7 protein-coding genes are annotated in these 12,691 nt (G+C 62.2%); 5 read left to right on the top strand and 2 right to left on the bottom strand.

The features are described 5' to 3' along the window. The first annotated feature begins 28 nt into the window (after window positions 1-28). A complete protein-coding gene (locus FHT29_RS09865) occupies window positions 29-868 on the top strand; it encodes a GNAT family N-acetyltransferase (RefSeq protein WP_234903762.1) in 840 nt (279 codons plus the stop codon). Window positions 869-874: 6 nt separating this feature from the next. Here the strand turns inward: FHT29_RS09865 and FHT29_RS09870 are convergent, their stop codons facing one another. Together FHT29_RS09870 and FHT29_RS09875 are read right to left on the bottom strand one after the other, a co-directional pair. Beyond that, on the bottom strand, window positions 875-2,284 hold the full coding sequence (locus FHT29_RS09870; protein WP_047556207.1) for an adenylate/guanylate cyclase domain-containing protein: 1,410 nt from the start codon (window positions 2,282-2,284) through the stop codon (window positions 875-877). A gap of 77 nt (window positions 2,285-2,361) precedes the next feature. Then, a complete protein-coding gene (locus tag FHT29_RS09875) occupies window positions 2,362-4,650 on the bottom strand; it encodes an NADP-dependent malic enzyme (protein ID WP_037203008.1) in 2,289 nt (762 codons plus the stop codon). 113 nt (window positions 4,651-4,763) lie between these two features. Here FHT29_RS09875 and mutS point away from each other — a divergent pair, with 113 nt between their 5' ends. From mutS to murJ, 4 genes are all read left to right on the top strand, one after another. Next, window positions 4,764-7,505 (top strand): DNA mismatch repair protein MutS, encoded by a 2,742-nt coding sequence (mutS, locus tag FHT29_RS09880; protein WP_047556205.1) that lies wholly within the window; start codon window positions 4,764-4,766, stop codon window positions 7,503-7,505. Window positions 7,506-7,532: 27 nt separating this feature from the next. Next, complete coding sequence (locus FHT29_RS09885) at window positions 7,533-7,826, top strand: hypothetical protein (RefSeq protein ID WP_037203011.1); 294 nt, start codon at window positions 7,533-7,535, stop codon at window positions 7,824-7,826. A gap of 157 nt (window positions 7,827-7,983) precedes the next feature. Then, window positions 7,984-10,899, top strand: coding sequence for a [protein-PII] uridylyltransferase (locus FHT29_RS09890; protein WP_037203012.1), 2,916 nt, complete (start codon window positions 7,984-7,986; stop codon window positions 10,897-10,899). After that, a complete protein-coding gene (gene murJ / locus FHT29_RS09895; protein ID WP_168599627.1) occupies window positions 10,896-12,500 on the top strand; it encodes a murein biosynthesis integral membrane protein MurJ in 1,605 nt (534 codons plus the stop codon). The genes FHT29_RS09890 and murJ overlap by 4 nt, the downstream gene beginning before the upstream one ends. The last annotated feature ends 191 nt before the right edge of the window (window positions 12,501-12,691 follow it).

A 12,691-nucleotide genomic window follows, 5' to 3' on the forward strand; every position in this document is an offset into this window, starting at 1 on the left:
AATCTTGAATCGCGAAGCTCAGGGCGAAATGGTTCAGTCCTCAAAGGCAACGGTTGCGCCGGTTGCCAGCGATGTGCTCGGACGCATCGGAAATCTAGAAACGCGCCTTGCTCGCACGGCGCGCGAAATTGATGCCGCTCAGGCCGTCCGCTATCGCGTTTTCGTCGAGGAGATGAACGCGCAATTGCCGGCCGACGCCATGCGTCGCCAGCGTGATATCGACGGCTGGGACGCAATCTGCGATCATCTGCTGGTATTGGATCGCTCGCTTGAAGGCGATCCGGAAGACCAGATCGTCGGCACCTATCGCCTGCTGCGCCAGGAAGTGGCCATGGCCAACGGCGGCTTCTATTCCTCCTCGGAATTCGACATCGACACGCTGCTCGCTCGCCATCCCGACAAGCGCTTCATGGAGCTCGGCCGTTCGTGCGTGCTGCCGGAATACCGCAACAAGCGCACCGTCGAGTTGCTGTGGCAGGGCAATTGGGCCTATGCGCTGAAGCACGGCATGGGCGCGATGATCGGTTGCGCCTCTTTCCCCGGCGTCCTGCCGGAACAGCATGCGCTGGCTCTGTCCTTCCTTTATCACAACGTCCTTGCGAAGGACGAATGGACGGTCGGCGCCTTGCCGTCGCTTGCCCGCAACATGGACCTGATGCCGGTCGAAGCCGTCAATCCGAAGAAGGCGCTTATGGCGCTGCCGCCGCTGATCAAGGGTTATCTGCGCCTCGGCGCCATGGTCGGTTCGACCGCCGTCGTCGATCAGGCTTTCAACACGACGGACGTCCTGATCGTCCTGCCGATCGCCAGCATCTCGGATCGCTACGTCAATTATTACGGCGCGGATGCCGGTCGTTTCGCAAGCTGACGGATCTCAAGGGATCGCAAAGATATCCATCGCATCCGTGATGCCTCGAAGCGCGACGTGATGAGATTGCGGCGTGAGGCCGCGCGTTGTCATCAGCTCGGCGGCGAGAGGATTATCGAGCACCGAACTGGTTGCGAATATTTCGCGTGACGTGGCGAGATGCTGGACGCGGGATGCGATATTGACCGTTTGCCCGAAATAATCCTGCCGTTCGTTCAGGCTCACCGCGATGCACGGTCCCTCATGGATGCCGATTTTCAGAAGAAGATCGTCGCTGCCGCGCTCCTTGTTGAGGCTGAGCATGGCCTCCCGCATCCGCATTGCCGCCATCAACGCCCGGTCCGGTGTCGGGAAGGTGGCCATGACGGCATCGCCGATGGTCTTGACGACCGCACCCGCCTCCGCCGCCACGATCTCGTGCAGGATGCCGAAATGGGTCTTGACCAGATCGAAGGCTGCGAGGTCGCCGACCCTTTCGTACAGCTCGGTCGAGCCGCGCAGATCGGTGAAGAGAAAGGTGAGGCTGGTGATCTTCAGTCGCTGGTCGATGTCGATCGTGTCCGTGCGGTAGATGTCGCGGAACGTCTGGTTGGAGAGCAGACGCTTGGCGGTCAGGAACGGTCGGCGTTGGCCGAGCAGGGTGTGGAGAGCCTCGTTGGCCAGACAGATCGATGGCAGCACGCGGAGGTCCGTGTGGTTCTCCATCATGATGCGCAGGGGGCCGGGGCGCAGTTCGATGGCCTCGCTGTGTCGGTGCATTCGGTCGAAAACGAGCGAGAGAGTCTGCCTTTCCTTCGATGGTTCTCCCTTCACGTCGAGGAACTGCGCGGCGTGCGTGACCGGTTCGAAGATGATGGTAAACTCCGCAGGTAATTGAAGCGATATGACGGCCTTCTCGCCAGGCGGCAGTTCCAGCGATTCCAGGATGAATTGATCGACCTTCTCCTCGTAGCCCTCATCGGGAAGATCGATACCCGAGCCCCAATAGATTTGTCGGAAATATTCAAGCGGCGGCAGTTCGTGCGGATTGTGGGCTTCGATGTGGCGCACGCGCGGACTGACGGTGAAGGTGACCTCAACCATCTCGTCGAGCGTCGGCTCGTAGCCGGCTGCGCACAGCGTGCAGTTATAGGTTTCGCTTTGCACTGTTTTCAGCGAGGTATTGGCGTCCAACACGCCACCGCAACCCGGGCAAAGAACATTCCACGACATCTCGAACAGGCCGAGGCGCGAGCCATGCAGGAAGGCGTTGATGGTCTGCTCTTCATCGAAGCCCTGGTCGGCCGCGAAGGCAAGCACGTTCACGCGATTGAGCTTGCGATCGGGCGCCTCAACAACGAGCCGCTCGATAGCATCGACGATATCCGACCGCGCCGAATGGCGCAGTATTCCGAACAGGACCTGAGCTTCACTCATCCTGATAGTCTACACCGAATTGATACGGCAGCCCATCACCTTTGTTCGGTCACGGGCTCCGCCATCTGGTGTAGTGGCTACGATCCCGCGCCATAGGCGGCGATGGCGGCCATGTTGACGATGTCGGAATCCTTGGCGCCCATGGAGGTGATCTGCACCGGCTTGTCGAGCCCGACGAGCAGCGGCCCGATCACGGTAGAACCGCCGAGTTCCTGCAGCATCTTGGTGGAGATCGCGGCCGAGTGGAAGGCCGGCATCACAAGCACGTTTGCCGGTCCGGAGAGTCGTGAGAAGGGATAGAGGCTCTCCATGATCTTGCGGTTCAGCGCCACGTCGGCGGCCATTTCGCCATCGAATTCGAAGTTCACATAGCGCTTGTCGAGGATGCTGACCGCTTCGCGCACCCGTTCGGAGCGTTCACCTGACGGATGACCGAAGGTGGAATAGGCGAGCATGGCGACGCGCGGCTCATAGCCCATGCGCCGGGTGAAGCCGGCTGCTTCTTCGGCGATGTCGGCCAGCTCCTCGGCCGTCGGCATGTCGTGCACGGCGGTATCGGCGACGAAGACGGTGCGGCCGCGGGCGATCACCAGCGACACGCCGATGACCCGGTGCCCAGGCTTCGCGTCGATGCAGCGGCGCACGTCTCCGAGCGCTGTCGAATAGTTGCGCGTCACGCCCGTCACCATGCCGTCGGCATCGCCCAATGCCACCATGCAGGCGGCGAAGTGATTGCGGTCGTTATGGATCAGGCGCGTCACGTCGCGGTGCAGATAGCCCTGGCGCTGCAGCCGGGCATAGAGATAGTCGATATAGGCATCGACCCGCTTGGAAATGCGAGCGTTGACGATTTCGAGGCCGGGCCGGTTGAGGTCGATGCCGGCGCGTTCGGCGGTGGAATGGATCAGATCTTCGCGGCCGAGCAGGATGGCGGTGCCGAGCCCCTGGTTGGCATAGGAAAGGGCGGCGCGCATGACCTGCTCTTCTTCCGCCTCGGCAAAGACGATGCGCTTCTGGTGCCGGCGCACACGCTCGTAGAGCTGCGCCAGCGTCGAGGCGATCGGATCGCGCCGGGCTGAAAGCTCGCGGGCATAGGCCGCCATATCGGGCATCTCGCGGCGAGCGACGCCGCTCTCGATCGCCGCCTTGGCCACGGCCACCGGGATTGCCGAGATCAGGCGCGGATCGAACGGCACGGGAATGATATATTGCGCACCGAAACGCGGCCGCGCGCCCTGATAGGCTGCCACGACGTCGTCAGGCACGTCTTCGCGTGCGAGGCTTGCCAGCGCATTGACGGCTGCGATCTTCATCTCGTCGTTGATGGTGGTGGCGCGCACGTCGAGCGCGCCGCGGAAGATGTAGGGAAAACCGAGGACGTTGTTGACCTGGTTCGGATAGTCCGAGCGCCCGGTCGCCATGATCGCGTCGTCGCGGATACGGGCGACTTCCTCGGGCGTGATTTCCGGATCGGGATTGGCCATGGCGAAGATGATCGGCTTGTCTGCCATGGAACGGATCATGTCGGCGGAGAAGGCGTCTTTCTGCGACAGGCCGAACACGACGTCGGCACCTTTCATCGCTTCTTCCAGCGTGCGCTTGTCGGTCTTGACCGCATGCGCCGACTTCCACTGGTTCATGCCCTCGCTGCGGCCCTGGTAGATCACGCCCTTCGTGTCGCAAAGGATGACGTTGTCCGGGTTGAAGCCCATGGCCTTGATCAGCTCGACGCAGGCGATTGCGGCGGCACCCGCGCCATTGCAGACGAGCTTGGTTGTCTTGAGGTCGCGACCTGTCAGCTCGAGCGCATTGATCAGGCCGGCGGCTGCGATGATGGCGGTGCCGTGCTGGTCGTCATGGAAGACGGGGATGTCCATGAGTTCGCGCAGGCGCTGCTCGATGATGAAGCAGTCGGGCGCCTTGATGTCTTCGAGATTGATGCCGCCGAAGGAGGGACCGAGATAGCGCACGCAATTGATGAATTCATCGACATTCTCGGTATCGATCTCAAGGTCGATCGAATCGACGTCGGCAAAGCGCTTGAAGAGAACCGCCTTGCCTTCCATGACCGGTTTGGAGGCCAGTGCCCCGAGATTGCCGAGGCCGAGAATGGCTGTGCCGTTGGAGATGACGGCGACCATGTTGCCGCGCGTGGTATAGTCATAGGCTGTGGCGGGATCGGCGGCGATTGCCTTCACGGGAACGGCGACACCGGGCGAATAGGCAAGGGAAAGGTCGCGCTGCGTCGCCATCGGCTTGGTCGGATTGATCTCAAGCTTGCCGGGGCGGCCCTGCCTGTGGAAATCCAGTGCCTCCTGATCGGTGATCCCCGCTCCTGGACGCGACTTGCTCTTGTTATCAGCCATTTTTCCTCCAAACCTCCTGTGGGCGACCGGTCCCTCTTGCCCGATAGCTGTTGTCTTCTATAGCGGCGCGCGGATAGGGTGACACCTCATTTTTTTGGAAAAACTGCACCTCCGTGAACGAACGTATAACCACCAGCGTCGATGCTTTCTCGGCCGCCGAGCTTGCCTCGGAGGAAAGTCGCGCCTCCGCGACTCCGATGATGGAGCAGTACATCGAGATCAAGGCGAACAATCCGGGTTCGCTCCTGTTCTATCGCATGGGCGATTTCTACGAATTGTTCTTCGAGGACGCCGTCGATGCGTCGCGTGCGCTCGGCATCACGCTCACCAAGCGCGGCCAGCATATGGGCCAGGATATCCCGATGTGCGGGGTGCCCGTGCATGCCGCCGACGATTATCTGCAGAAGCTGATCTCACTGGGTTTCCGCGTGGCCGTCTGCGAGCAGGTGGAAGACCCGGCCGAGGCGAAGAAGCGTGGCGGCAAGTCTGTCGTCCGGCGCGATGTCGTGCGTCTGGTGACGCCGGGCACGATTACCGAGGAAAAGCTGCTCTCGCCCTCGGAATCCAACTATCTGATGGCGCTGACGCGCATTCGCGGCGGCGCCGAGCCGCAACTGGCGCTCGCCTGGATCGACATTTCGACTGGCGTCTTCCGGCTGGCCGAAACGGAAGCCTCGCGGCTGCTCGCCGATATCCTGCGCATCGATCCGCGCGAGCTGATCCTGCCGGATACGATGTTCCACGATCCGGAGCTGAAACCGGTCTTCGACGTGCTTGGCCGCACCGCCGTTCCGCAGCCGGCAGTGCTGTTCGACAGCGCCAGCGCCGAGGGGCGCATCGTGAGATATTTCGGCGTATCGACGCTCGACGGCTTCGGCACTTTTTCCCGCGCCGAGCTTGCCGCAGCTGCCGCTGCCGTCGCCTATGTCGAAAAGACCCAGATCGCCGAGCGGCCGCCGCTTGGGCTGCCGGAACGCGAAAGCGGCGCATCGACGCTGTTCATCGATCCCGCCACCCGTGCCAATCTCGAACTGGTGCGCACGCTCTCCGGCGACCGCAACGGCTCGCTCCTGAAGGCGATCGACCGCACCGTGACCGGTGGCGGCGCTCGTCTGCTCGCCGAGCGACTGATGTCGCCGCTTACCGATCCCCAACGCATCAACGAACGGCTGGATTCGATCGGCTTCCTTGCCGAGGAGCCCTCTCTTTGCAGCGATCTGCGGACAGCGCTGAAGCACGTGCCCGATATGCCGCGCGCCTTGTCGCGCCTGGCGCTCGATCGTGGCGGCCCGCGCGATCTCTGGGCGATCCGCCAGGGGCTGGGCGCGGCTGCCGATATCGCCCGTATGCTCGGTGCAGCACTTCTGCCGGAAGAACTGAAGGCTGCATTTGCTGGGCTCGGTGCCTTGCCTGACGATCTCGAAGCCCTGCTCGCCGCCACGCTCGCCGACGAACTGCCCTTGCTGAAGCGCGACGGCGGCTTTCTGCGGGAAGGGGCGAATGCCGAGCTGGACGAGGTGCGCGCGCTGCGCGACCAGTCGCGCCGCGTCATTGCCGGCCTGCAGCTGCAATATGCCGAGGAAACCGGCATCAAGTCGCTGAAGATCAAGCACAACAATGTGCTCGGTTATTTCATCGAGGTCACAGCCGGCAATGCCGGTCCGATGACCGATACGTCCGAGGCCAAGGCGCGCTTCATTCACCGGCAGACCATGGCGAACGCCATGCGGTTCACCACGACCGAGCTTGCCGATCTCGAAAGCCGCATCGCCAATGCCGCCGACAAGGCGCTCGCCATCGAGCTCGAAGCCTTCGATCGCATGGTCGCGGCAGTTGTCGCCAATGCCGAGCCGATCAAGGCCGGCGCCCGTGCGCTGTCGGTAATCGATGTCGCGGCGGGCCTTGCGCTGCTCGCCGAGGAGCAGGCCTATTGCCGGCCCATTGTCGACGCGAGCCGCATGTTCGCCATCGAAGGCGGCCGCCATCCGGTCGTCGAGCAGGCGCTGCGCCGCCAGGCCGGCGGACCTTTCGTCGCCAACAATTGCGATCTGTCGCCCAAGGCTGACGGCAAGGATGGCGCCATCTGGCTTTTGACCGGCCCGAACATGGGCGGTAAATCGACCTTCCTGCGCCAGAACGCGCTGATCGCCATTCTCGCGCAGATGGGTTCTTTCGTGCCTGCCGCATCGGCGCATATCGGCATCGTCGACCGGCTGTTCTCGCGTGTCGGCGCTTCCGACGATCTGGCGCGCGGCCGCTCCACCTTCATGGTCGAGATGGTCGAGACGGCGGCGATCCTCAATCAGGCGACCGAGCGCTCGCTGGTCATTCTCGACGAGATCGGCCGTGGCACCGCCACCTTCGACGGTCTTTCCATCGCGTGGGCCGCCGTCGAGCATCTGCATGAAGCCAATCGCTGCCGCGGCCTCTTCGCCACGCATTTCCATGAGCTGACCGTGCTGTCGGAGAAGCTCGGGCGACTCTCCAACGCCACCATGCGCGTCAAGGAATGGGATGGCGACGTCATCTTCCTGCATGAGGTCGGGCCGGGTGCTGCGGACCGCTCATACGGCATCCAGGTGGCGCGGCTTGCCGGTCTGCCCGCCTCGGTGGTGGCGCGCGCCCGCGACGTTCTGACGCGGCTTGAGGATGCCGACCGAAAGAATCCGGCAAGCCAGCTCATCGATGATCTGCCGCTCTTCCAGGTGGCGGTTCGCCGCGAGGAAGCCTCCGGCCGGCGCGCGCCGTCCATGGTCGAGGAGAGGTTGAAGACGCTCGATCTCGACGACCTGACCCCGCGCGCCGCCCTCGATGTGCTCTACGAGCTGAAGAAAACTGTGACCAAGGCCGGCTGACCGAAGGCGATTTCCAAGGACAATACAATGCATATCGAAAATCTTCTCGCCGAGGTCCGCATACTGGCCGATCGCTTTTCCCCCATCGCCGCGCGTGGCAAGATCTGCGGCGAGGGCGAGGCGCCGGATTGCGAGTCCGATCGCGGTCTTCTGAACATTGCCCTGTCATGCAGCCGTATTTCCGACATCTGCTCGAGGATCGCAAATGCTGGCTATTGGGAATGCGAGCGCGAAATGGTGACGCAGATCGGTGCCCAATCGCGAAACATATTATATAGCTTGAACGAGCTCAGACGGGCGCTTGATATGCCGAGGCCCTAAAACCGCCGATTTCTGCGTCGATTGCCGTCACGCTTCGTCAACCTTGACCCGATAGAAATCCTGAGATCGTCGATTAGACAGGTTTGGCTCAGGCTGGATTATGGAAATTCGGGCGTAGAATGCCTGTGTCAATCGCTGGGCAAAGAGGCTATAGCGCATGCAGACGAAAAGACAGGCGCGCCAGCGGTGGGCCGCGGTCAACGAACAGGAATCCGGTCGGCAAAGCATGGAAATGCATGACATCGATTTTCCCGCCATTCTCGACGTTCCCTCTCTGAGGGCGGAATGCGAGGCCCTTGCCAACCGTCATCTGGATAAGAGCGAGGAGCGGTCCGCTCTGCTCGCTTTGTTGAAGAAGGCGAGCCAGGAAGGGCGCGAAGAAGCGCGGCGGTTGCTGGCGGCCCAAGGCGGCGGGCTGGATTGCGCCCATCGAATTTCCTGGCTCCAGGACCAGATCATCACCGTTCTCTACGATTTCACCGTTCACCACGTCTATCCGAATCAGGCCGGCAACTTCTCTGTCACCGCCGTTGGTGGCTATGGCCGCGATACGCTGGCACCGGGCTCGGATATCGACCTTCTGTTTATCTTTCGGCCGAAGCCGGACAGCGAAACACACAAGGCGGTCGAATTCATCCTCTACATGCTCTGGGATATGGGCTTCAAGGTCGGCCACGCCACGCGCACCGTCGAGGAGTGCATACGCGAGGCGAAATCCGACATGACGGTGCGCACCGCCATCCTCGAGACGCGCTATATCTGCGGCAGCGAGCCCTTAGCGCACGAGCTGGAAACACGCTTCGACAAGGAAATCGTCACCAATACCGGCCCGGAATTCATCGCCGCCAAGCTGGCCGAACGCGATGAGCGCCACCGCAAGGCCGGCGACACCCGCTATCTGGTCGAGCCCAATGTCAAGGAAGGCAAGGGCGGCCTGCGCGATCTGCACACGCTGTTCTGGATCTCCAAATATTACTATCACGTCCGCGATACTGTGGAATTGGTGAAGCTCGGCGTGCTCTCGAAGCAGGAATACCGCCTCTTCGAGAAGGCCGAGGATTTCCTCTGGGCCGTGCGCTGCCACATGCACTTCCTGACCGGCAAGGCCGAGGAGCGGCTTTCCTTCGATATCCAGCGGGAGATTGCCGAGGCGCTTGGTTACCACGCCCGCCCCGGCCTTTCCGCCGTCGAACGCTTCATGAAGCACTATTTCCTCGTCGCCAAGGATGTTGGCGATCTCACCCGCATCCTCTGCGCGGCGCTTGAGGACCAGCAGGCCAAGGCGACGCCCGGTCTTACCGGCGTCATCAGCCGCTTTGCCAATCGCTCGCGCAAAATCCCCGGCACCGTCGAGTTCGTCGAGGATCGCGGCCGCATCGCGCTCGCCAATCCCGAGGTCTTCAAGCGCGATCCGGTCAGCCTGATCCGGCTGTTTTTCGTTGCAGATATCAACGGTCTGGAATTCCATCCGGACGCCTTGAAGCGCGTCACCCGCTCGCTCGGCCTGATCGACAGCGATCTGCGGGAGAATGAGGAGGCGAACCGGCTTTTCCTCTCCATTCTCACCTCCAAGCGCGATCCTGCGCTGATCCTGCGCCGCATGAACGAGGCCGGCGTGCTCGGCCGCTTCATTCCGGAATTCGGCAAGATCGTCTCGATGATGCAGTTCAATATGTATCATCACTATACGGTGGATGAGCACCTGATCCGTGCCGTCGAGGTGCTGTCGGAGATCGACAAGGGCAAGGCGGAGGATATCCATCCGCTGACCAACAAGCTGATGCCTGCTATCGAGGATCGCGATGCGCTTTACGTTGCGGTGTTGCTGCACGATATCGCCAAGGGCCGCGAGGAGGATCATTCCGAAGCCGGCGCCAAGGTGGCGCGCAAGCTCTGCCCGCGCTTCGGCCTGTCGCCGAAGCAGACCGAGCTGGTGGTGTGGCTGATCGCCGAGCATCTCACAATGTCGATGGTCGCCCAGACGCGCGACCTGACAGACCGCAAGACGATCATCGATTTCGCCGATCGGGTGCAGTCGCTCGACCGGCTGAAGATGCTGCTGATCCTGACGGTCTGCGACATCCGCGCCGTCGGTCCGGGTGTGTGGAACGGCTGGAAGGGCCAGCTTCTGCGCACCCTCTATTATGAGACCGAGCTACTGCTTGCCGGCGGCTTTTCCGAAGTGTCGCGCAAGGAGCGGGCGGAAGCCGCTGCCAATGCGCTCGAAGCGGCATTGGATGATTGGGGTCAGAAGGCTCGCAAGGCCTATGTCAAGCTGCACTACCAGCCCTATCTTCTATCCGTGCCGCTGGAAGATCAGATCCGCCATACGCGGTTCATCCGCCAGACGGACAAATCGGGTCAGGTTCTGGCGACCATGGTGCGCACGGACAGCTTCCACGCCATCACCGAAATCACTGTCTTGTCGCCCGACCATCCGCGCCTTTTGACCGTGATCGCCGGCGCCTGTGCTGCGGCGGGCGCCAACATCGCCGACGCACAGATCTTCACGACGGCCGATGGCCGCGCTCTCGACACCATCCATGTCAGCCGCGAATTCCCCGACGACGCCGATGAGCTTCGCCGCGCAGGCACCATCGGCAAGATGATCGAAGACGTCCTTGCCGGCCGCAAGCGGCTGCCGGAAGTCATCGCCACGCGCACGAAGAACCGTCGCAAGAACAAGGCCTTCGTCATCCCGCCGTCGGTGACCATCTCCAACAGCCTGTCCAACAAGTTCACCGTCATCGAGGTCGAATGCCTCGACCGCACCGGCCTTCTATCGGAAATCACCTCGGTTCTCTCGGATCTGTCGCTCGACATTCACTCGGCGCGCATCACCACCTTCGGCGAAAAGGTCATCGATAGCTTCTACGTGACCGATCTCGTCGGGCAGAAGATCTCCAACGAAAACAAGCGAGCCAATATCACCGCGCGCCTGAAGGCGGTTATGGCGGGTGAAGAGGATGAGGTGCGCGAGCGCATGCCCTCCGGCATCATCGCGCCCGCCGCCACGCGCACTTCCGCCGCCGAAAAGCCAGATACTGAAAAGAAAGCCGGTTCAGCCGCATGAGCCTCGTTAGGAAATTCATCACGGTCGGTGGCGCGACGCTTGGCAGCCGTGTCTTCGGCTTCGCCCGCGAAACGTTGATGGCCGCCGCCCTTGGCACCGGACCGATGGCCGACGTGTTCTACGCCGCCTTCCGCTTTCCGAACCTCTTCCGCCGCCTGTTCGCCGAAGGCGCCTTCAATGCCGCCTTCGTCCCGCTTTTCGCCAAGGAGATCGAGGCGAACGGCATCGAGGGCGCGAAGCGCTTCTCCGAGGAAGTCTTCGGCGTTCTGTTTTCCGTCCTCTTCCTGATCACCGTCGTCATGGAATTGGGCATGCCGCTGATCGTGCGCTGGATCATCGCGCCTGGCTTTGCCGGCGATCCGGACAAGTTCTCGATCACGGTGCGCATGGCCGCCGTCATGTTTCCCTATCTCATGTGCATGTCGTTGACGGCGATGATGAGCGGCATGCTGAACTCGCTGCATCATTTCTTCGCCGCCGCCGTGGCGCCCGTCTTCCTGAACGTTGTCATGATCGGCGCGCTGTTCTATTCGCTCTATTTCGGCGCTGTGCCGCTGCAAACAGCCTGGTATCTCTCCTGGGGCGTGCTTGCCGCCGGCATCCTGCAGTTGTTCGTCGTCTATGTCGGCGTGCGCTATGCCGGCATCAGCATCGGTTTCCGCTGGCCGCGCTTCACGCCGAATGTGAAGCGGCTGCTGATCCTTGCCATACCCGCCGCCGTCACCGGCGGCATTACCCAGATCAACCAGATGATCGGCCAGGCGATCGCCTCCAGCCGCGAAGGTGCGATCGCGGCCCTGCAATATGCCGACCGCATCTATCAGCTCCCGCTCGGTGTCGTCGGCGTTGCCGTCGGCGTCGTCCTCTTGCCCGAACTCGCGCGTGCCTTGAAATCAGGCCATCTGAAGGAGGCCGGCAATCTGCAGAACCGCTCGATCGAATTCGTGCTGTTCCTGACCTTGCCGGCCGCGATGGCGCTCTGGGTTCTCTCGGACGACATCATCCGCGTGCTCTACGAGCGCCGCGCCTTCCATCAGGAAAACACGATCATCGTCGGCTCGATCCTGGCGATCTATGGCCTGGGCCTGCCGGCCTTCGTGTTGATCAAGGCGCTGCAGCCGGGCTTTTATGCCCGCGAGGATACCAAGACCCCGATGCGGTTCTCAGGTGTTGCGGTCGCCACCAACTGCGCGATCGCGCTCAGCCTCTTCCCTTACATGGGCGCGCCCGGCATCGCCGTCGCCGAAGCAACCGCCGGCTGGATCAGCACCGTGCTGCTCTTCACCACGCTCTTGCGCCGGGGCCATCTGACCTGGGAGTGGGGACTTGCCCGCCGCGCGGTGCTGCTGCTTGTTTCAGCCGGCGTCATGACCGGGATGATCATTTTTCTTCAGCATCGCTGGGAACCGTATCTGGCGTCCGGCACGTCGTTGCTGACCAAAGTCGGCACGCTCGGCCTGCTGATCGCAATTTCCATGCTGGTCTATTTTGTGGTCGCTTTCCTCATCGGCGGCGCCGATCTCGGCATGATCCGCCGCAACATGAACCGCAAGCCGGCAGCACCAGCGCCGGATGCTGAGGCGATGAAGGGGAGTGACTAGGCTCCTTTGCCCCGCGATGCGGGAGAAGGTGGCTTGGAGCGATCGAACGGAGTGAGATTGCGGCAAGTCGGATGAGGGGTCTTCACGGATGTCGGCACAAAGATAAACTCTGCCGGCCCCGCCATCGCTGCGGCTGGCCAGGATAATCTGCCGATGCCGGACTTTTGTGCTTGGCCCCTCACCCTAGCCCT

This window comes from Rhizobium sp. SG741, assembly GCF_012275435.1.
Lineage (GTDB): Bacteria > Pseudomonadota > Alphaproteobacteria > Rhizobiales > Rhizobiaceae > Rhizobium > Rhizobium lusitanum.